The sequence below is a fragment of the Pseudomonas sp. K5002 genome (assembly GCF_013386655.1).
In the GTDB taxonomy this organism is placed as follows: Bacteria; Pseudomonadota; Gammaproteobacteria; order Pseudomonadales; family Pseudomonadaceae; genus Aquipseudomonas.
Map to the genome: position 1 here is coordinate 1 of NZ_JACARK010000345.1, position 20,089 is coordinate 20,089.

Annotated in this window: 17 protein-coding genes; 7 read left to right on the plus strand and 10 right to left on the minus strand. The window is 60.2% G+C overall.

The window, feature by feature from the left end:
• Positions 1-40 precede the first annotated feature (40 nt).
• Positions 41-832, minus strand: coding sequence for a crotonase/enoyl-CoA hydratase family protein (locus HX846_RS16845; RefSeq protein ID WP_178965750.1), 792 nt, complete (start codon positions 830-832; stop codon positions 41-43).
• Positions 833-1,255: 423 nt separating this feature from the next.
• Here HX846_RS16845 and HX846_RS16850 point away from each other — a divergent pair, with 423 nt between their 5' ends.
• Positions 1,256-2,929, plus strand: coding sequence for a DEAD/DEAH box helicase (locus HX846_RS16850; RefSeq protein ID WP_003209050.1), 1,674 nt, complete (start codon positions 1,256-1,258; stop codon positions 2,927-2,929).
• Positions 2,930-2,998: 69 nt separating this feature from the next.
• On the opposite strand, the gene HX846_RS16855 is transcribed toward HX846_RS16850, so the two are convergent.
• A complete protein-coding gene (locus HX846_RS16855; RefSeq protein WP_102368447.1) occupies positions 2,999-3,766 on the minus strand; it encodes a class III extradiol ring-cleavage dioxygenase in 768 nt (255 codons plus the stop codon).
• A gap of 102 nt (positions 3,767-3,868) precedes the next feature.
• On the opposite strand from HX846_RS16855, the gene HX846_RS16860 reads away from it, so the two are divergent.
• A complete protein-coding gene (locus tag HX846_RS16860; protein ID WP_177028924.1) occupies positions 3,869-4,525 on the plus strand; it encodes a thiopurine S-methyltransferase in 657 nt (218 codons plus the stop codon).
• Positions 4,526-4,576: 51 nt separating this feature from the next.
• Here HX846_RS16860 and htpX read toward each other — a convergent pair whose 3' ends face one another.
• Positions 4,577-5,464 (minus strand): protease HtpX, encoded by an 888-nt coding sequence (gene htpX / locus HX846_RS16865; RefSeq protein WP_003209055.1) that lies wholly within the window; start codon positions 5,462-5,464, stop codon positions 4,577-4,579.
• 314 nt (positions 5,465-5,778) lie between these two features.
• Positions 5,779-6,990 (minus strand): pyridoxal phosphate-dependent aminotransferase, encoded by a 1,212-nt coding sequence (locus HX846_RS16870; protein ID WP_003209058.1) that lies wholly within the window; start codon positions 6,988-6,990, stop codon positions 5,779-5,781.
• 202 nt (positions 6,991-7,192) lie between these two features.
• On the opposite strand from HX846_RS16870, the gene msrB reads away from it, so the two are divergent.
• The 3 genes from msrB to HX846_RS16885 all read left to right on the plus strand — a co-directional run bounded on the left by msrB (position 7,193) and on the right by HX846_RS16885 (position 8,651).
• Positions 7,193-7,585 carry a peptide-methionine (R)-S-oxide reductase MsrB gene (gene msrB, locus HX846_RS16875; protein WP_003209059.1) on the plus strand — a complete coding sequence of 131 codons (393 nt, stop codon included), beginning with the start codon at positions 7,193-7,195 and terminating at the stop codon, positions 7,583-7,585.
• A gap of 131 nt (positions 7,586-7,716) precedes the next feature.
• Positions 7,717-8,202: a glutathione peroxidase gene (locus HX846_RS16880; RefSeq protein WP_003209061.1), complete on the plus strand. Its 486-nt coding sequence runs from the start codon at positions 7,717-7,719 to the stop codon at positions 8,200-8,202.
• A complete protein-coding gene (locus tag HX846_RS16885) occupies positions 8,199-8,651 on the plus strand; it encodes a MarR family winged helix-turn-helix transcriptional regulator (protein ID WP_087694772.1) in 453 nt (150 codons plus the stop codon). Before HX846_RS16880 ends, HX846_RS16885 begins: the two co-directional genes overlap by 4 nt.
• On the opposite strand, the gene HX846_RS16890 is transcribed toward HX846_RS16885, so the two are convergent.
• The gene (locus tag HX846_RS16890) at positions 8,635-10,944 is read right to left on the minus strand and encodes a response regulator (protein WP_178965751.1); all 2,310 of its coding nucleotides are present in this window, start codon (positions 10,942-10,944) and stop codon (positions 8,635-8,637) included. The two genes, HX846_RS16885 and HX846_RS16890, sit on opposite strands and share 17 nt — an antisense overlap.
• 167 nt (positions 10,945-11,111) lie before the next feature.
• Between HX846_RS16890 and HX846_RS16895 the strand changes: the two genes are divergently transcribed.
• Together HX846_RS16895 and HX846_RS16900 are read left to right on the plus strand one after the other, a co-directional pair.
• Entirely contained in the window at positions 11,112-12,002 is an 891-nt protein-coding gene (locus HX846_RS16895) for an ATP-binding protein (RefSeq protein ID WP_003209065.1), read from the plus strand.
• Entirely contained in the window at positions 11,999-12,481 is a 483-nt protein-coding gene (locus HX846_RS16900; protein ID WP_003209067.1) for a GAF domain-containing protein, read from the plus strand. Before HX846_RS16895 ends, HX846_RS16900 begins: the two co-directional genes overlap by 4 nt.
• 44 nt (positions 12,482-12,525) lie before the next feature.
• Here the strand turns inward: HX846_RS16900 and HX846_RS16905 are convergent, their stop codons facing one another.
• From HX846_RS16905 to HX846_RS16925, 5 genes are all read right to left on the minus strand, one after another.
• Positions 12,526-16,158, minus strand: coding sequence for a transporter substrate-binding domain-containing protein (locus HX846_RS16905; protein ID WP_178965752.1), 3,633 nt, complete (start codon positions 16,156-16,158; stop codon positions 12,526-12,528).
• Positions 16,159-16,166: 8 nt separating this feature from the next.
• A complete protein-coding gene (locus HX846_RS16910; protein WP_003209072.1) occupies positions 16,167-16,793 on the minus strand; it encodes a response regulator transcription factor in 627 nt (208 codons plus the stop codon).
• Positions 16,794-17,042: 249 nt separating this feature from the next.
• On the minus strand, positions 17,043-17,450 hold the full coding sequence (locus HX846_RS16915; RefSeq protein ID WP_003209073.1) for a response regulator: 408 nt from the start codon (positions 17,448-17,450) through the stop codon (positions 17,043-17,045).
• Between the two features lie 225 nt (positions 17,451-17,675).
• On the minus strand, positions 17,676-19,007 hold the full coding sequence (locus tag HX846_RS16920) for a deoxyguanosinetriphosphate triphosphohydrolase (RefSeq protein WP_003209075.1): 1,332 nt from the start codon (positions 19,005-19,007) through the stop codon (positions 17,676-17,678).
• Between the two features lie 72 nt (positions 19,008-19,079).
• Positions 19,080-20,089, minus strand: a 1,010-nt coding sequence (locus tag HX846_RS16925) for an EAL domain-containing protein (protein ID WP_178965753.1), incomplete at its 5' end; no start/stop codon positions are given.

Sequence of the window (20,089 nt, forward strand, 5' to 3'; positions counted from 1 at the left end):
AATAACGGATATGTACCCCGCCCCAAGCCCCCCTCCACAATCAACAGCCTTTAAAAACCCCAGGCCGCTTCTCGACCATCGCCCGTACACCTTCCTTGGCATCCTCACTATTCAGCAGTTTCTTCACCAAAACGGGCAACCCGGCCGCCGCCGCGGTCTCCCCCTCGATCCGTGCCTGACGCGCCGACATCAGCGTGGCCTGCACCCCCAGCGGCGCCTGCTGGGCAATGCGGTTTGCCAGCGCCACCGCCCGGGGCAACAAATCCTCGCTGGCCATCACCTCCTGCACCAACCCCAACCGCAGCGCTTCATGGGCATCAAACTCATCCCCCGTGAGCAACCAGCGCATGGCATTCCCCCACCCCGCGATCTGATGAAAGCGCAACGTCGCGCCCCCAAAAGGAAAAATCCCGCGCTGCACTTCCATCTGCGCAAACCGGGTATTGCTGGCACACAGATTGATATCCGCCGCCAACATCAACTCGATACCAATGGTCAGGCAGTACCCCTGAGCCGCAACAATCACCGGCTTACTGACCCGGGGCCCCGCGAAAACGCCCCACGGATCACAACCCCCCAGCGGCGGTTGCCAGCCTTGTGCCATCGTGGGCCCCACATTGGCCAGGTCCAATCCGGCGGTAAAGTGATCGCCATGCCCGAAGACAATGGCCACCCGCGCTTGCTCATTGCGATCAAATTCGCCATACGCCAGGCTCAAATCATTGAGCAATTCCAGGTCGAACGCATTGCGCTTGGCCACGCGATCCAGGCCCAGCAACAGGATATGACCCTGCTGTTCACGGCTGACGCGGCTGCTGGTGGCTTGGTTCATGGGGTGTGCCCTCGGGCGCAAAGGGAGGTTTCGGACCGAAGGGCCCGCTGTTAAGGGTGAACCGTTTAAGCGTCATGACCAACAGGGCCGGGCCTTTGAAAAATAGACCCTGCTGCCTGGATGCGCAAAGCCTTTGATGCAGAGGCGTTTACCTGCGGTTTGCGATAAAAAAAGCTCCCTTTTTCAGCGATTTCCGGTATAGTGCGCGCCGGCCTTTAACCGGGCCGCGTTTAGGTAGCGCAATTCCCCGAAGTCAGCTTCGGCTGCACGTCCGCACAGCGGACTCTTCCTTGACGAATCTTTTTCATTCATTCGTTTTCGCAAATCCCCGCCGACAAAGCAGCCAGGGCGACTCTTGAGTCTCAACACGGCATGCGCAGCTTTGGAGCATGGGTCTTTGCGGATGCACTTAGAGGCAGACCCATGACCCAGGAAACCGGCGGCTTCGCCGCTTTTAATCTTAACCCGAACATTCTTGCTGCCGTCATCGCGACTGGCTACGAAGAACCTTCGGCTATTCAGCAGCAATCGATCCCGATCATCATGGCCGGCCAAGACATGATTGGCCAAGCGCAAACCGGTACCGGTAAAACCGCCGCGTTCGCCCTGCCAATCCTGCACTGCATCGATCCTGCCAAGCGCGAGCCGCAAGCCCTGATCCTGGCGCCAACCCGTGAGTTGGCGCTGCAAGTAGCAACCGCTTTCGAAACCTACGCCAAGCAAATGCCGGGCGTTACCGTTGTGGCCGTTTACGGCGGCGCGCCTATGGGCCCACAACTGAAAGCAATCCGTAACGGCGCACAGATCGTTGTCGCCACTCCGGGCCGTCTGTGCGACCACCTGCGTCGCGACGAAAAAGTGCTGTCGACCGTGAACCACCTGGTTCTGGACGAAGCTGACGAAATGCTCAAGCTGGGCTTCATGGACGACCTGGAAGTCATCTTCAAGGCACTGCCAGCAACCCGTCAGACCGTACTGTTCTCGGCTACCCTGCCACAGTCGATCCGTGCCATTGCCGAACGCCATCTGCGCGATCCGCAACACGTGAAGATCCAGACCAAGACTCAGACCGTTACCGCGATCGAACAGGCTCACCTGTTGGTTCACGCTGACCAGAAGACCTCGGCTGTATTGAGCCTGCTGGAAGTCGAAGACTTCGACGCCCTGATCATGTTCGTGCGCACCAAGCAAGCGACCCTGGACCTGGCCAGCGCCCTGGAAGCCAAAGGCTACAAAGCCGCTGCGCTGAACGGTGACATTGCTCAGAACCAGCGTGAGCGCGTGATCGACTCCCTCAAGGATGGCCGTCTGGACATCGTTGTGGCGACCGACGTTGCTGCCCGTGGCCTCGACGTTCCACGTATCACCCACGTGTTCAACGTTGACATGCCTTACGATCCAGAGTCCTACGTTCACCGTATCGGCCGTACCGGCCGTGCTGGTCGCGAAGGTCGTGCATTGTTGCTGGTGACTCCACGTGAGCGCCGCATGCTGCAAGTGATCGAGCGTGTAACCGGTCAGAAAGTTGCCGAAGTCCGCCTGCCGGATGCCCAGGCCGTTCTCGATGCGCGCATCAAGAAACTGACCAACAGCCTGTCGCCACTGGTGGCTGATGCTGAATCGACCCACGGCGACCTGCTGGACCGCCTGACTGCCGATATCGGTTGCACCCCGCGTGCCCTGGCTGCAGCCCTGCTGCGCAAGGCTACCAACGGTCAGGCCCTGACCCTGGCTGCCATCGAGAAAGAACGTCCACTGGTGCCGAACAACGCTCCGCGCGGTGATCGTCCAGAGCGTACTGGCGACCGTCCGGACCGTGGTGATCGTGAGCGTCGTGCTCCGGTTCCATTGGCTGAAGGCCGTGCTCGCTGCCGTACCGCGCTGGGCGCGCGTGATGGCATCGCTGCCAAGAACCTGCTGGGCGCTATCCTCAACGAGGGTGGCCTGGCACGTGAAGCGATCGGTCGCATCCAGGTGCGTGACAGCTTCTCCCTGGTGGAGCTGCCGGAAGATGGTCTGGAGAAACTCCTGACCAAGCTGAAGGACACCCGCGTTGCCGGTAAGCAGTTGAAGCTGCGTCGCTACCGCGAAGATTGATCCGCCCCCGGGCTGATTGATCGAACATAAAAAATCCCCGACTGGTTCGGGGATTTTTTTTGCCTGCAATCAGGCGAAACGGTAGATGTCCATGCCCAGCGCGCCCATGGTGAAGCCTTGGTGGGCTGCGCTGAATTCACCGCCGGCGCCCCGGGCGAAATACAGTGGCAGCAAATGCTCGTCGCTGGGGTGGCTGCGCACGGCATGAGGTGCCTGGCGACGATAGTCGTGCAGCGCGGCTTCATCGTTGGCTGCCAGTTTGCTGACCATCCAATCGCGAAAATCCCGCGCCCAGGGCTCGATGCTCTCCGGCCCGGCCTGCCAGTCCAGTTCGCCGAGATTGTGGGTAATGCTGCCGGAGCCGATCAGCAGCACGCCCTGTTCCCGCAGGCTCGCCAGTGCGTGGCCGACACGGGTTTGCAGGGCAGGGCCCATGCGGCTTGGCAGCGATACCTGCACCACCGGGATATCGGCCGCCGGGTACATCAGCGACAGGGGCACCCAGGTGCCGTGGTCGAAGGGGCGCTGATCATCAATGCGCGCTTCCAGGCCGTCAGCCTTGAGCAACTGCACGATTTGGGCGGCCAACTGCGGGTCACCGGGGGCCGGGTACTGCACCGCGAACAGTTCCCGTGGGAAGCCGCCAAAGTCGTGCCAGGTCTCTGGTGCGGCGCTGCCAGTCACGAGCAGCCCCTGGCTTTCCCAGTGCGCCGAGACCACCACAATGGCCTTGGGGCGTGGCAGCTCGGCTGCCAGGCGCTTGAGTGCCGGGCCACTGGCACCGGGTTGCAGGGCAAGCATGGGCGAACCGTGGGAGATAAACAGGCTGGGCAGCATGAGTAGGGTCCTGAGGGTTAAGATGGGACCATCTTCAATCAGATCATTGATCTAAATCTAATATAAGTTTTAGCGCTATTTGATCAAGTTTTAGGGTGAATCATGGAACCTGGATTTTGGCATGAGCGTTGGGCGCGCAATCAGACGGGTTTCCACTTGCCCGAAGTGAATCCTTACCTGCTGCGTCACTGGCCCGGCCTGGGCGTGGCGAACGGGGCGCAGGTGCTGGTGCCGTTGTGCGGCAAGAGCCTGGACCTGGTGTGGCTGGCGAGCATCGGGCATCGGGTGATCGGGGTCGAGTTGTCGGAAAAGGCCGTTGAAGAGTTTTTCAGCGAGCAGGAGCTGATGCCGCAGGTCAGCCAGCGCGGCGCTTTCAAAGTTTTCCAGGCGGGTTCCATCGAGCTGTGGTGCGGGGATTTCTTCGCCCTGGATGCCGGGGCCGTGGTTGGTTGCACAGCGCTTTACGACCGGGCAGCGCTGATTGCCCTGCCACCGTTGATGCGCGAGCAGTATGCGGCGCACTTGAATGGGATTCTGGCGGGAGGCAGTCGTGGCCTGTTGATCACCCTCGACTATGAACAATCGCAAAAGGCCGGCCCGCCGTTCGCGGTGAGCGATGAGGAAGTGCAATTGCTCCTGGGCGGCCGGTGGAGCCTGGATGTGCTGCAGGAGCAGGACATCCTGGGGGACAGCTGGAAGTTTGTTCAGGGCGGCGTCACGCGCCTGGACGAGCGGGTGTACCGGTTGGCCAGGCGCTGAAGAGCGCCCACAAAAAAGGGGCGATTGAATCGCCCCTTCTTCTTGTCGCTATCAGCCGCGACGACGCAGTGCGTCAATTCGCTCTTCCAGTGGCGGGTGGCTCATGAACAGGCGAGCCATGCCCTGCTTGATGCCACCGTTGATGCCAAAGGCGGTCAGGGTGTTCGGCATGTGCACCGGCAAGCCCTGTTCGGAGCGCAGGTGCTGCAGGGCGCTGATCATCGCGCCGGTACCGGCCAGGCGTGCGCCGGCTTCGTCTGCGCGGAATTCCCGTTTGCGCGAGAACCACATCACGATCGAGCTGGCGAGGAAGCCCAGTACCAGTTCGGCGAAGATGGTCGCCACGTAGTAGGCCATGCCCTGGCCCTGTTCGTTCTTGAAGATCACCTTGTCGACGAAGTTGCCGATGATCCGCGCGAAGAACATCACGAAGGTGTTCACCACGCCCTGGACCAGCGCCAGGGTGACCATGTCACCGTTGGCCACGTGGCCGATCTCGTGGGCCAGCACCGCCTTGATTTCGTCGGGCGAGAACCGCTCCAGCAAGCCCTGGCTGACGGCCACAAGGGCGTCGTTCTTGTTCCAGCCGGTAGCAAAGGCGTTCGCTTCATAGGCCGGGAAGATCCCGACTTCAGGCATCTTGATCCCGGCTTCGCGGGACAGTTGCTCGACGGTCTGCAGCAGCCATTGCTCATGACGGGTGCGTGGCTGGGTAATGATCTGGGTGCTGGTGCTCATCTTCGCCATCCACTTGGAGATGAACAGCGAGAAAATCGACCCGGCAAAACCAAAGACCGCACAGAAGATCAGCAGCTGATTGAGGTTCAGATCAACCCCGTTGGCCGCCATGATCCCATTGAAGCCGAAAAGGCTCAGCGTGATGCTGGCAATCAGCACGACCGCCAGGTTAGTGGCCAAGAACAGCAGAATGCGCATCATGGTTGTAGAATTCTCCTCATGCTTAATATGTCGCGTACTGCGGGGTATATAAGGTGCGGCATGGGGCTATTCAACCGGGGGACTATTTCAAACTGTGTCCTACAGCCTGAATGTAGAGCCTTGAAGGGAATTTCCGAGGCCTGGTGTGGCTCGGCAGCCTCGCCCCATTACCTTGCAGCCCTGTAATTATAGGGTGATGCCCGAGCAAGGGTGGAGCCGGCAGGTGTAAAAGGCGATACCGCCCGCGCAGGGCAGAGAAGTGTTGCCAGATAATCGCTGTACGACCACGGGTGGGCCGTACAGCGCAATGCCCATTACTGGCGATAGGACTTCAGGAAGTTGCCGATGCGACCAATGGCCATCTCCAGGTCATCCACCCGCGGCAGGGTGACCACCCGGAAGTGATCCGGCCACGGCCAGTTGAACGCCGTACCCTGGACCACCAGCAGCTTTTCCGACAGCAGCAGGTCGAGCACGAACTTCTCGTCGTTGAGGATCGGGCACACTTTCGGGTCGATCCGCGGGAACGCATACAGCGCCCCCATCGGCTTGACGCAACTGACGCCGGGAATCGCGTTCAGCAGTTCCCAGGTGCGGTTGCGCTGCTCCAGCAGGCGGCCTTGTGGCAGCACCAGGTCGTTGATGCTCTGGTAGCCGCCCAGTGCGGTCTGGATGGCGTGCTGGCTCGGCACGTTGGCACACAGGCGCATGTTGGCCAGCATGTCGATGCCCTCGATGTAGCTCTGGGCATTGTGCTTGGGGCCGGAAATGGCGATCCAGCCGGAACGGAAGCCCGCCACCCGGTAGGATTTAGACAGCCCGTTGAAGGTCAGGCACAACAGGTCCGGCGCCAGGGAGGCGGTGCAGATGTGCACGGCGTCGTCGTAGAGGATCTTGTCGTAGATCTCATCGGAAAACACCACCAGGTTGTGCTGGCGCGCGAGTTCGAGCATGCCCAGCAACACTTCCCTGGAGTAGACGGCGCCGGTGGGGTTGTTCGGGTTGATGATCACCAGGGCCTTGGTGTTCGGGGTGATCTTGGCCTTGATGTCGGCCAGGTCCGGGAACCAGTCGGCGCCTTCGTCACACAGGTAATGCACCGGATGGCCACCGGCCAGGGTTACGGCGGCGGTCCACAGCGGGTAGTCGGGAGCCGGAACCAGCACTTCGTCGCCGTTGTTGAGCAGGGCCTGCATGGACATGACGATCAGCTCGGACACGCCGTTGCCCAGGTAGATGTCTTCGATGCCGACACCTTCAACCTGCTTCTGCTGGTAGTACTGCATGACGGCCTTGCGCGCGCTGAACAGGCCTTTGGAGTCGCTGTAGCCCTGGGCGGTAGGCAGGTTGCGGATCACGTCCTGGAGGATTTCGTCCGGCGCTTCGAAACCAAAGGGTGCCGGGTTGCCAATGTTCAGCTTGAGGATGCGATGGCCTTCCTCTTCCAGGCGTTTGGCGTGCTTGAGCACCGGGCCGCGAATGTCGTAGCAGACGTTGGCGAGCTTGTTCGATTTGCTGACCTGCATGGCGATGTGATCCTGAAAATGAACGATCCAGACGGTGTGAAGACTACCGTGCTGAGAATCCTGCGTTGGCCTGACCCATAAATACGTTTGAATGCCGGTAACGCGGGTGCCAGACTGGCGCTTTGAAGAGGCGCAATCATACGTGCCGCCTGATCCATGGAAAAGACACAGATCAGGCTTTTTCAGTTGCCGAGGTGTACCGATGGAAAAGTTGCAGAAAACCGTTGAAGAATGGAAAGCCATGCTCGACCCGGAGCAGTACAACGTGTGCCGCCTCAAAGGCACCGAGCGACCGTTCAGCGGCAAGTACAACGGCACCAAGACCGACGGCGTCTACCACTGCATCTGCTGCAATGAGCCGCTGTTCGATTCCAGGGCCAAGTTTGACTCCGGCTGCGGCTGGCCCAGCTTCTACGAGCCGATCGCCGAGCAGGCCATGGTCGAGATCCGGGACGTCAGCCACGGCATGATCCGCACCGAAGTCACCTGCGCCAAGTGCGATGCGCACCTGGGCCACGTGTTCCCGGACGGACCGCCACCGACCGGTTTGCGTTACTGCATCAACTCGGTGTGCCTGGACCTGGTACCGCGCTGAGCCGTCAAGCTCCTGCGGGCTTCGTGCCCGCAGGGGCCGTTATATCAAGGCATAAGTCCCGCCAATTAAATTGCACACAATTGAATTGCCTACTATCGTTCAGTCCTTCTTATCTCTGTAGAGGCACTGCCATGAGCGACAACCTGCTGAGCATCCCTTGCACCACCATCAAGGGTGAGCAAAAGACCTTGGCCGATTTCGCCGGCAAGGCGATTCTGGTGGTCAACACTGCCAGCAAGTGCGGCTTCACCCCGCAATACAAGGGGCTTGAGGAGCTCTGGCAGCATTACAAGGACCAGGGCCTGGTGGTATTGGGCTTTCCCTGCAACCAGTTCGGCAAGCAGGAGCCGGGCAACGAAGGCGCCATTTCGGAGTTTTGCGAGCTGAACTTTGGTGTCAGTTTCCCGCTGTTCAAGAAGATTGACGTCAACGGCAGCGATGCCCACCCATTGTTCGTACAGCTCAAAAAGCAGGCCCCGGGATTGCTGGGCTCCAAGGGCATCAAGTGGAACTTCACCAAGTTCCTGATCGGTCGCGACGGCCAGGTGGTCAAGCGCTTCGCCCCGACCACCAAGCCCCAGGACCTGACCCAAGAGATCGAAGCCCTGCTCAAATGACCGACCTGTCCCTGGCCCTCGACGACCAACTGTGCTTCAAGCTCTACGCCGCCTCCCGCGCAGTCACCCGGGCCTACAAGCCGATGCTCGATCAGTTGGGCCTGACCTATCCGCAATACCTGGTGATGCTGGTGCTGTGGGAATGGCAGGCTGCAGCGGTGTCGCAGCCTACGGTCAAGGCCCTGGGCGAGCGCCTGCTGCTGGATTCCGGCACGCTGACGCCACTGCTCAAGCGCCTGGAGCAGCTTACCCTGGTGCGGCGTCAGCGCAGTGCGCTGGATGAGCGTGAAGTGCACCTGAGCCTGACCGATGAAGGCCGGCACCTGCGCGATCGGGTGCAGCCGCTGAAGGCCCGCCTGTTGTGTGACAGCGGCGTTGATCTGAACCAGGCCGATGCCTTGCGTGACGGTCTGGATCAGCTGTTGCGCCAGATCAAAGACTTGTCGTAGTCGGCACCCACAGATCGAGCAAGGCCTTGAGTTCTTCCCGGCGAAACGGCTTGGCCAGGTAATCGTTCATGCCCGCAGCCCGGCAGCGCTCGCGTTCCTCGGACATGGCGTTGGCCGTCAAGGCGACGATCGGCAAGTCCGGCCAGCGCCCGCTGCGGCGGATCTGCCGACTGGCCTCATAGCCATCCATCACCGGCATATTGCAGTCCATCAACACCATGTCGAAGCCTTGCTCTTCCAGCAGCTTGAGGGCTTCACCACCGTGGGCGGCGACGATTACCTCGCACCCGAGCTTGCCGAGCATGCCCTTGGCCACCAGTTGATTGACCGGGTTGTCCTCCACCAGCAGGATGCGCGCCCGGTGGGCGAGGGGGCCGGTTTCCAGCTGGATCAGGTCCAGGACCAGGTCCGGATCGGTGCGCAAGTTGCGTTGCAGGACCTGGTACAGCGCGGTGCGGCTCAGGGGGCGGGCCTGTTGCTGCAAGGGGGCCAGGGCCGCGACTTCTTCGCTGGGCATGAAGTTGCCGTAGGCGGTTACCACCAGGATCGGGGCGGTGATCATCGGGCGCAGGCGGAACAGGCATTCGGGGCAGTCGGTGATCAGCAGGTCGGGCTTCTGCCCGCTCAAGTCATCGTCGATGGAATAACAGCGCGGAGCCAGGCCCCAACTCGGCAGCAGGCTGGTGAGGAGTTCTGCCAGCCCGCTGCTGGTGCTGGTGATGGCGATTACATCTCCAGCCAAAGGCGCCAGGCGCACCGCCGGCAAGTGGGTCGGCAAGGGCAGGTCGGCACAGAACTGGCTGCCAAAGCCAGCTTCCGAGCTGATGCTCAGGCGGCCCTTCATGGCTTCGCACAGGTTGTGGGTCAGCGCCAGGCCCAGGCCTGTCCCGCCGAACTGGCGGGTGATGCCCGCACCGGCTTGGGTGAACGGCTGGAAAATCTTGACCTGGGCATCCTGGGCGATCCCGATACCGGTGTCGCACACCTCGATCCTGACCCGGCCGGCCTGGGCACTGAGGCGTACATCCACCCGGCCGAAACGCGTGAACTTCAGGGCGTTGGACAGCAAATTGCTGACAATCTGCCGTACCCGCGTCGGGTCGCCCAGCACCTGGGCGGGAAACTGCGGGTCGATCAGGCACGTCAGCTCCACGCTGGGCGCGGCGTTTTGCGAGAGCAGGTTGGCGGTGTCTTCCACCAGTGAACCGAGGTCGAACGGGATGCTTTCCAGTTCCAGTTGGCCGGCGTCGAACTTCGACAGGTCGAGGATATCGTTGAGTAGCTCCACCAGTACTTTGCCGGAGTCATGGGCGATCGACAGTTGCTGGCGTTGCTCGCCGTTCAGCGGGCTGTCGAGGGAGAGGGCGATCATCCCCAGCAGGCCGTTCAGCGGTGTACGGATTTCATGGCTCATGTTGGCCAGGAACGCCGCCCGTGCCTGGGCCATGCCCAGGGCCGTCATCTTCGCCGCTTCCAGCTCGTCGTTCGACAGCGTCAGCCGATGATTGATCGCCTTGAGCTCGGTGGTGCGGGCGGAGACGATGTCTTCCAGTTGGCCGAGGTATTCGGTCAGGCGATTTTCAGCATGCCGGCGTTGCTGGATTTCAGTCTCCATGTTTTCAAACTGTTGGTTGGCGACGTTGACCAGTACGCCGATCTCGTCGTGCTCGTGCCCCGGCGGGCAGTCCAGGCGCTCGTGCTTGCGTGAGCTCAGCTCGCGGATAATGCGCACCAGCGGCTTGGTCAGCATCACGTAGAAAAGCGCCAACAGAATGCCGGTGAGGATCAGGCTGCGGGCGAAGCCGTTGAGCAGGGTGATCTCGGCGCGGTGCAGGAAGCGGCTGCCGAACGCGTAGGTGTCTACGTCAAGACGCAGTACACCGAGGGAATCGTTGGGCATGTGGGCGAGGTAGAGCCGATCTTCGAATTGGCGGTTGGCGCCAAACAGGAAGTCGCTGATGGGCCGGTAGGTGCTTTCCTTGCGCGGGCGATGGACATCGGCCAGCACCAAACCATTGTTGTCGACCAGTTGTGCATGGGTGATGGCGGGGGAGTGCAGCAGGCCCAGCGTCAGTTCCTGGGCCAGCTCGGCGTCGATGTTGTAGGCGATGCGCGAAGCCGGGTTATGGCTGATTTCAATCAGCGCACGTATTTCCCGGTTGATGGAAGCGTCTTCGCTGGCATAATCAATCCCAATCTGTATCAGGCTGAGCAAGGTTCCCAAGACGAATCCGACCAGCACTGTCAGTCTGGCTTGTTTATAAGACAAGCGGTGGGCGAACTTGATATCCATCGGGTGCTGTACCACTTTACGTTTCCTTTCGCCCGGCAAGCATAGCTGAACATCCACAGGCTCAAACTTGCCCGGCATGAATCGATTTTATTCGGTGCAGCCCTGCACGGTCTGCCTCAGGGTTGCCAATACGCCATCTTTTACAAGAACTTGCCAGAGGAATAGTCGTGGATTCTCGATTGAATGCCTTTCTTGAGCGTGCCGACGCGGTACTGGCTCGCCTGGAGCCCTTGTTGCCTGCCCCGCGCGAAGCCGTTGACTGGAACCATTGCCTGGCTGCCCGTTGGCAGCGCGAAGGTCGCAGCGGCTTTTTATTGCCACTGGAAGTCAGCCTGGATATGCGCCTGTCCGACCTGATCGGCGTGGATAAACAGCGCGAACAATTGGCACGTAACACCCAACAGTTTCTCGACGGCCTGCCGGCCAACCATGCGCTGCTCTGGGGCTCGCGCGGCACCGGTAAATCGTCCATGGTGCGCGCCTTGCTGGCCCAGCACGCCAAGGCCGGGCTGCGCCTGATCGAAATCGAGCGCGATCACCTGGCGGACTTGCCGCGGGTGGTCGAGCAACTGATCAAATTACCACAACGCTTTGTGTTGTTCTGCGATGACCTGTCTTTCGAAGCCGGCGAGAGCGATTATCGTGTGCTCAAGAGCGTACTCGACGGCTCCCTGGAGCAGGCGCCGGAAAACGTCCTGTTGTATGCCACCTCCAATCGTCGTCACCTGGTGCCCGAGAACCAGAGCGATAACGAGAACTGGAAGACCATAGACGGCGAGCTGCATCCCAACGAAGCGGTGGAGGACAAGATTGCCCTGTCTGACCGTTTCGGTTTGTGGCTGTCGTTTTACCCGTTCAATCAGGAGCACTTCCTGGATGTGGTCGAGCACTGGATCGGTGAGTTGGCGAGCAAGGCCGGTCTGCAGTGGCAACGCGATGAAGAGTTGGACATCCTCGCCGTGCGCTGGGCCACCGGGCGCGGTAATCGCAACGGCCGTTGTGCCTATCAGTTCGCCCGCTACTGGGTGGGCCTCAAGTTGTTGGAGCGTCAACCATGATTGATTTGCAACAGGCTGGAACCGGCCTCGATGGCTACGCCATGCTGCATGCGCAGCTGGAATCGCTGTTGGCGGATGAGCGGGATTTCATTGCCAATGCCGCGCAGTTTTCTGCGTTCCTGTTCAACCAGCTGGATGATCTGAACTGGGCAGGCTTCTACCTCAACCGCAATGAAGAGCTGGTGCTCGGGCCGTTCCAGGGGCAGATCGCCTGTGTGCGCATTCCGTTTGGTCGCGGTGTGTGCGGCGCGGCAGCGGCCTCGCGGCAAACCCAGCGGGTGGAAGACGTGCATGCATTCCCGGGGCATATCGCCTGTGACAGTGCGTCCAACAGCGAGTTGGTCGTCCCGTTGGTCAAGGACGGGCGCTTGATTGGTGTGCTCGACCTGGACAGCCCATCGCTGTCGCGGTTTACCCCGCAGGATCAGGCCGGCATCGAGCAGTTGGCGGCGATTTTCCTGCGGTTGACCGATTGTTGATGGGGTGAGTCTCCTGCAGGAGCGAGCAAGTTCGCTCCTGCAGGCTATCGACAGTCCAGCACGTCCAGTTGCATCTGCAGCATCCTCTCCAGCTCAAGCATGGATTTCTCTATTGCCTTGATGCCCGCCTCGATAACGTGTGGTGTCTCGCGTTCGCCACACGCCTGCTCCAACGCTTCGCATTGTCCGGACAAGGTATCGGCCTGGATGATCCGGGCGGCGCCCTTGATCTTGTGGGCCTGGTCGATCAGGTCGCCGGGCGCGGCTTGCCGTGCCAGCATGGCCATCAGCTCGACCCGATCATTCCGGCTGCTGCTGAGCAACTCCTCGAGCAAACGCCGGCTCAACTGTGGGTCACCGCCCGTCATCGCGTCCAGGCTTTGCAGGGTAAACACGTTGCGGGTGGGCAGCGGATCGACCTGCGCCAGGTGCTGTTCCAGCGCAGTAAGACTGATGGGTTTGAACAGGCAGTCATTCATGCCGGCGTCAAAGCAGCGTTGTTTCTCCTCGGGCTGCGCGTTGGCGGTGAAGCCGAGTATCACGCACGGGGTTTTCTGCTCGCGCTCCTCATACTCGCGAATGGAGTGACTCAATTCGTAGCCGTTCATGATCGGCATATTGCAGTCGGCAATGACCAGGTCGAAGTGTTCCTGGCGCCAGGCCTGGAACCCCGCAGCACCATGATGGGCCGCGGTGAACTGATGCCCCAGGAACCCCAGTTGCTGGCACATCAGCAAGCGGTTGGCCGGATGGTCATCCACCACCAGCACGTTGAGTACTGGCGCCGGCGTGGCTGCGGCCGGTTCGAGCTTGTCTACGGCCTTGACCGGCGGCAGGCTGGTCATCTTCAGGCTGACGTGGACCTGGGTGCCTACCATGGGCACGCTGCTCAGGCTCAATTGCCCGCCCATCATGGCGCACAGGCTGCGACAGATCACCAGGCCAAGGCCGGCGCCGCTCCTGGCCAGGTGCCCGGAGTTGTCGGCCTGGGCGAACGGCTCGAACAGGCGTAGCTGGTCTTCGCGATTGATCCCGATGCCGGTGTCCTCCACTACCAGTTTCATCTCGATCTGTTGAGGTTGCCCGGTCGCCTTCAGCTGCACCTTGATCTTCACCTGCCCGCGTTCAGTGAACTTGATCGCATTGCTCACCAGGTTCGAGAGCACCTGCTTGAACCGCAGAGGGTCGATCAGTACGTCGGTATCCTCGACATCGGGGGTGAACTCCAGCACCAGGCTCAGGGTTTTCTGGCGCGCCAGGCCATCGAACACGCGGACCACCGACTCGATGACTTCGCGCAGGTTGACCCGCTCCGGGGCCAGGCTCAATCGACCGGACTCGATACGTGCAATGTCCAGAATGTCGCCAATCAACTCCAGCAGGTCCTTGGCCGAGTTGTAGGCGACCTCGATCGCAGGGCGATCAAGATGACCCTGATCGGCGCGCTTGAGTGTCAATTCCAGCATGCCAATGACGGCGTTCATCGGCGTGCGGATTTCGTGGCTCATGGTGGCCAGGAACGTACTTTTCGCGCGATTGGCCTCGTCGGCGCGTTCCTTGGCGGCGCGCAGTTCGTCGAACAACTGGCGCCGTTCGCTGATATCGATCCAGCCGCCAATGATGCCCTGGACCTCGCCCACGGAGTCGCGGTAGGGGAGGATCCAGTGGTAGATCGTGAGTTTTTTCCCGTGCACGTGCAGGGTGCGATCAAGGATCAACGGTTTACCCTCGGCCACTACCCGCTGGTAGTCGGCATGGTACTGCGCCGCCTCCGTCTCAAGGGCCATGCTCATCTGCGTGATGCTTTTGCCGATGACGTCTTCACGCTTGATGTCGAACGTCTGCAGGTAGCTGTCGTTGCAGGTCTGCAGATAGCCGTTGTGGTCGCGTACGTAGATCGGATGGGGCGTTTCATTGACCAGCGCCCGCATGAACTCGAACTGGTCGTTAAGGGCGCGCTCGGCCAGTTTTCGGTGCTTGATCTGGCGCTGCAGGTAGCCGTTCCAGGCCAGGGAAATCAACAGCAGCAGCCCGGTGCCGATGATGATCTGGGCAATCAGGCGATGGTAATTGCGCCAGTAGCCATCGGACGCTGCGTTGTAGCCGCGCCAGCGGCTGTTGATCGCCGCCATCTCATCCGGGGCGATACTCAGCAGTGCCTTGTCCAGGATCGAACTCAGCTCCGTGGCGTGTCGGGACGTCGCCAGGGCAAACGTCGCAGGCAACGTGCCGATGCTGGAACTGATCTGCAGTTTGTCCTGGAATGCCGGAGAAGAAAGCAGGTAGTTGGCGATCACCAAAGGGTTCACTGCGCCGTCGACTTGCCCCTGTGCCAGCAATTCCGATGCCTTGAAGGTATCCCCGGTTTCCACCAGGTTTATCTGGGCAAATGCCTGCTGCAGGAATTTTTCCAGCTGATTGCCCTGGGTAATCGCCAGGCGCTTGCCGGCCAGTTCTTGAAGGCTTGTGGGCGCGCCCGGCTCTTTACGGGTCAGTAATACGTAGGAGTTTTCCAGGTAGGGGCGGCTGAAGTTCAACTGGGACTCGCGCCCGGTACTGGGGGTAATTGCGCCGATGATGTCGGCTGCGCCGGTCTGCACCAGTTCCATCATGTTGGCGACGTCACGCACGTGTTGAATCTCGAAGCGCAGGCCGGTTCGCAGGCGGATCAGCTCCAGCAGGTCGGCGGTGATGCCTCGGAAGTTGCCGTCGGTATCGAAGAACGTCAGGGGGGCGAGGGTTTCATTGACCACCACCTTCACCACGGGGTTGTCCTTGAGCCAGCGCTCTTCGCGCAGGCTCAGTTGCAGCTTGCGGTCGGTCAGCAGAATGTCGCTGCCCGCACTCCAGCGCTTGGCGATGCTGTCACGTTCATAGGTTGATACGCCATCGAGCACTGAGTCGATGATACTCAGGAGAATGGGTTGATCCTTGCGCAAGGCGAAGCTGAACCCGTGGGCCTCGTGCTTGCCGAAGTTGGCCATGCGGATATTTTTCAGGTAGCCCTTGTTGATCATGTAGTGAGTGGAAATGGTGTCGCCCAGGAATACGTCAGCCTGGTCGAATGCCACGGCATTCAAGGCATTTTGATAGGACGGGTAGGCGTGGATGGTCGCCTTGGGGTACAGCGCCTGCACTTCGTCCATGGGCAGGTAATGGTAGACAAGACTCAGGCGCAGGCCGGCCAGGCCGTCGCCAAGGTCGCGGTTCTCACCTTCACGGGTCACCAGTACCGGCTGATCCACTGCGTAGGGCAGTGACAGGACGATGTCGGGATTCGCCGCTTCAAAACCGTTGGCAGACCCCAGAAAATCGATTTCGCCGTTTGCCAGCGCCTGGATCGCGGCTTCACGGGAGGAGTAGCGCAACACGGTGAGCGGTATCGCCAGTGTCCTGGCCAGCAGCCCGGCGTAATCGGCAGTCAGCCCTTCATAATCACGCCCGCTGGAGGTGATGTCGAAGGGCGGATAGTCGGGTGCAGAGGTGCCCAGTATCAGTTCCCGTTTGTTCTGCAGCCACTGGCGCTGTGTCTTGTTCAGGGGGGTGTCCAGTTGAACGGCACCGGCACGCCCCAGCAGGGAATATTGCTCGGGAACAGTTTGTTCGGCAGGCACGGAAGTGCTGAGGCACACCCCGATACTCAATATGATTAGATAGTCCTTTAATCGCCTGGGCATCCGATTTCTCACACTAGCGCGTTACGTTTTGCCATCTCGATAAGTTCTACCAAGGATTTGGCTTTCAGTTTTTGCATGAGCCTTTTTTTGTAAGTGCTGACGGTTTTGTTGCTGAGAAACATGCCCTTGGCGATTTCCTTGTTTGTCCGGCCTTGGGCAAAAAGTTGTAATACCATGAGTTCACGATCGTTGACGACTTTGAACAGTTCAAGCTCTTCATTGTTATCCGTTTCGTTAGTGCTGCCGTTAAGGGCCTGGCTCGGGAAGTAGTTGTAACCTGACAAGACCGCCCTGATGGCACTGAGCAGTTCGCTCAAGTCACCTTCCTTGCACACATAGCCATCGGCACCGGAGCGCATGCACCGGGTAGCAAAGAGCTTGGGGGTCTGGGCAGTGAGTATCAACGTCTTGGTCGGCGTACTCATTGCGTTGAACCGGCACAGCACTTCCAGGCCATCGAGTTTCGGAATGCCGATATCAAGGATAATCAGGTCAGGCTGACACTCCTTGACCATTTGTATCGCATCACAACCGTTATCGGCTTCTCCCACTACTTTATAGCCTTCGTGTTCTAACAACATCCGAATGGCAAGTCGGATGACGGGGTGGTCGTCAATAATAAAAACTGAGTTCATGATCAAATTCCATACAGGCGCAAATAAAGTCGGCACATTAGCTCACATGGCAATGAAGGAGGATGAACTTGATGTGGAACAAACGTAAAACAAGAATAATCCTACATCAAAAAAAGCAAGGGATTACGCTCTGTGAGGTGTTTGTTGTTTGGGTGTAAGAGTTTTGCGTGGGTGGAATTTAAAAGTAACTGGTCGTGAGAGGGCAGCGTTATAAAGAGGCGTTTTCGGATTGCCCGGGTGTTTAACTTCCTACTTTTCTGTTGAGCGAGTAAGGCGTGATTGGCGTATGAGTTCATTCAGCTCAAGGTGGCTTAACGGCTTCGACAAATAGCCAAGTAATGGAAAGTTGCGTCGGGATGCCTGGGCCATCAGGTGTTCCAGTTCATTGACGGGCAGGCCGCTGAGCAATATCGCGGACCTTATAAAGCCTCTGCGGTTGGCAATTTCAATCAACTCCAGCCCAGGCAAGTCGGGCAAACATTGATCACAGAGCAGAATATCGAATGGCACGTCGGTTTGTGTCATCAGCCGCATTGCCTGTTCTGCATTCTCGGCCAGTGCCAGGTCGTGGTAGCCATAGTTTCGTAGCAGGCATTGGGTGGCCAGCAATTGAAAGGGGTGATCCTCCACCAACAGGATGCGAAGTTGTTCGAGCATGGTTTTTTCCATGGAATGGACAAGAGCCCTGAAGACGCTCCACCAGGGCGTGTAGTAAGAAGTTAATGGGCCCGCCAGCTATCGGGCGCAGGAGCAGGTCGAAAGACTGCGGTCAGGGCGCGCGATTATTCATCGCGGCGGGGAAGAACTTCGATCAGGCCGCTCTGTTCCGTGCGTAGGGCGATTCTTTGAAAAGTCGCCCTGGCCATCAGCCAGGGCTCCGATTTATTGCGGGCTGGAGCGGCCGGTCATCTCGCGGGCCATCTCGCTGGCGTAGCTGTCAGTCATGCCGGCGATAAAGTCGATCATGCGCAGGAAGGACGCGTGCAATGACCAGGAGGGATCCGGGGCGCTATTGCCCAACAGGTCGAGGATGCGTCGGTTCTTGAACGACGGGGTGCGACCGCCATGTTGTTCCAGGGCCGCGCCGCAGAAGGCATTCAAGAGGATTTCCAGGGTGGTGTAGGCGCCGATCTCATGCAGGGTCTTGCGCTTGTCCTGGAAGATCTTCTTGCGGGCCATGTCCTTGGCATCCAGCACGCAGCGCTTGGCCGGGCCGTGCATATGTTCCACCAGGTCCCCCGGCAGGGTGCCGGCCAGCAGCGCGTCCTGTTGTTCGACGAACGCCCGGGCCGCGGCGTTGGTCAGGTGTTCGATGGCCTTGCCTCGCAGGATCGCCAGCTTGCGTCGCCGGGAATCCAGCGGGCCGAGTTGCCGATAGGTTTGCGGCAAGTCGTCGCCCACCAGGTCCAGCAGCAGTGACTCGACCTCGGCGTATTCCAGCAGCTCCATTTCCAGGCCGTCTTCGAGGTCGATCAACGCGTAGCAGATATCGTCAGCCGCCTCCATCAGGTACACCAGCGGGTGCCGGGCCCAGCGTTGTTCTTCCAACTGCGGCAAGCCGAGCTTCTGGGCGATCTGCTCCAGGATCGGCAGTTCGCTCTGGTAGCAGCCGAACTTGTGTTTCTTGTAGCCCAGGGAGTCGGCGTGGCGGGCGGTCCAGGGGTATTTCAGGTAGGTGCCCAAGGTGGCGTAGGTCAGGCGGGTGCCACCATCAAACTGGTGGTATTCCAGTTGCGTGAGTACCCGGAAGCCCTGGGCATTGCCTTCGAAATTGAGGAAGTCATTGCGTTCGGCGCTGCTCATGTCATCCAGCCAGCCACGGCCTGAAGCTTGCTGGAACCAGTGCCGGATCGCGTCCTCGCCGGAATGGCCGAAGGGTGGGTTGCCGATGTCATGGGCCAGGCAGGCCGACTGCACCACCATGCCCAGGTCGCTCGGGTCGCACCAGTCGGGCAGGGCACTGCGGATGGTCTCGCCCACGCGCATGCCCAGGGATCGTCCCACGCAACTGACTTCCAGGGAGTGGGTCAGCCGGGTGTGGATGTGATCGTTGCTGGTCACCGGGTGCACTTGCGTCTTGCGGCCCAGGCGGCGAAACGCACCGGAAAAGATGATGCGGTCATGGTCTTTGTGAAACGGACTGCGCCCCAGTTCTTCCGGGCTGTGCAGGGGTTTTCCAAGGCGTTCGCGGGTAAGCAGGGTGGGCCAATCCAAGGCGGGTACTCTCCGTGCGGTGAATGACGGCTCCCAGCTTCCCGGTTCAGCCAGGCCTTCGCAAGCGAAAAACTACAGGCCGGCGGCGTCGATATCGATTAACAGCAAGCGCTGACCATTATCAAAGAATTGTCCGGCAGTCAGGCAGTACTGGTTGGTCGTGGCATCGCGATAGGTTGAGGACAGGGTCAGCCGCCGCTCCTCCCAACCCTCGGCCAGCAGATGATAAAAATACGGACGCCATGACCAGTTGTGGCCCAGGTAGCGGCTGTCGGCTTGCCAGGCGCCCTGGTGCCATTCGAAGTTGGGTGTCAGTTGCGTGCCATGCCGGTCGCACTGGTAAAAACGCAGCAGCCAGGGAAACGCCGGCAATTGCGGCAGGTGGCTCAGCGGTGCGCGGGTGTGGGCCCAGGTTTGCAGGATCTGCATCAGCTCCGCCAGTTGCTGGCGCAGTTGCATGATCCGGCCACGTTCGGCGAGCTTCTGTTGGACATAGCCGGTGCGCAACTGGGCGAAGCGCGGCACGAATGCGTCGGTGTCGAACCAGTCCAGTTGGGCCTGGGCGAACAGGTAGCCCTGGACATAACGCGAACCGCATTCCAGGGCGAAATTCAGTTGGGCCTCGGTTTCCACCCCTTCGGCGATGATCCAGCAGCCGGTTTTTTCCGCCATTTGCGCCAGTGCCCGTACCACCTCACCGCTCGGGCCACCGCGGGCCGCGGCCTGGAACAGGCGCATGTCCAGCTTGAGAATGTCCGGCTGCAAGGCCAGCACCCGGTCCAGCTGCGAATAGCCGGCGCCGAAGTCATCAATGGCAATCCGCGCGCCGGCCTCGCGGTAGCGCTCGACGACTTCGGCCAGGCGCAGGATATCGCCGCCCAGTTCAGTGATCTCGAACACGATGCGGCGCGGGTCGACGTTATGCAGTTGCAATTGCTTCAGGCTCGGCAGCGCCTGGCCCGGGCGCAGGCGGGTGATCCAGCGTGGCGAGATATTCAGGCTGAGGAACCACTCCTGCGGGGCTTCATGCAGGCGGCTCAGGGCATTGTCACGGATCTGCCGGTCCAGGCGGCGCAAGGCCA

What these genes read in the sequence shown, in the direction of transcription:
- HX846_RS16850 (WP_003209050.1), top strand. Translation starts at nt 1,256, where the DNA reads ATGACCCAGGAAACCGGCGGCTTCGCCGCTTTTAATCTTAACCCGAAC.
- msrB (WP_003209059.1), top strand. Translation starts at nt 7,193, where the DNA reads ATGGAAAAGTTGCAGAAAACCGTTGAAGAATGGAAAGCCATGCTCGAC.
- HX846_RS16885 (WP_087694772.1), top strand. Translation starts at nt 8,199, where the DNA reads ATGACCGACCTGTCCCTGGCCCTCGACGACCAACTGTGCTTCAAGCTC.
- HX846_RS16890 (WP_178965751.1), bottom strand. Translation starts at nt 10,944, where the DNA reads ATGGATATCAAGTTCGCCCACCGCTTGTCTTATAAACAAGCCAGACTG.
- HX846_RS16855 (WP_102368447.1), bottom strand. Translation starts at nt 3,766, where the DNA reads ATGCTGCCCAGCCTGTTTATCTCCCACGGTTCGCCCATGCTTGCCCTG.
- HX846_RS16870 (WP_003209058.1), bottom strand. Translation starts at nt 6,990, where the DNA reads ATGCAGGTCAGCAAATCGAACAAGCTCGCCAACGTCTGCTACGACATT.
- HX846_RS16900 (WP_003209067.1), top strand. Translation starts at nt 11,999, where the DNA reads ATGATTGATTTGCAACAGGCTGGAACCGGCCTCGATGGCTACGCCATG.
- HX846_RS16905 (WP_178965752.1), bottom strand. Translation starts at nt 16,158, where the DNA reads ATGCCCAGGCGATTAAAGGACTATCTAATCATATTGAGTATCGGGGTG.
- HX846_RS16910 (WP_003209072.1), bottom strand. Translation starts at nt 16,793, where the DNA reads ATGAACTCAGTTTTTATTATTGACGACCACCCCGTCATCCGACTTGCC.
- HX846_RS16915 (WP_003209073.1), bottom strand. Translation starts at nt 17,450, where the DNA reads ATGCTCGAACAACTTCGCATCCTGTTGGTGGAGGATCACCCCTTTCAA.
- htpX (WP_003209055.1), bottom strand. Translation starts at nt 5,464, where the DNA reads ATGATGCGCATTCTGCTGTTCTTGGCCACTAACCTGGCGGTCGTGCTG.
- HX846_RS16845 (WP_178965750.1), bottom strand. Translation starts at nt 832, where the DNA reads ATGAACCAAGCCACCAGCAGCCGCGTCAGCCGTGAACAGCAGGGTCAT.
- HX846_RS16880 (WP_003209061.1), top strand. Translation starts at nt 7,717, where the DNA reads ATGAGCGACAACCTGCTGAGCATCCCTTGCACCACCATCAAGGGTGAG.
- HX846_RS16860 (WP_177028924.1), top strand. Translation starts at nt 3,869, where the DNA reads ATGGAACCTGGATTTTGGCATGAGCGTTGGGCGCGCAATCAGACGGGT.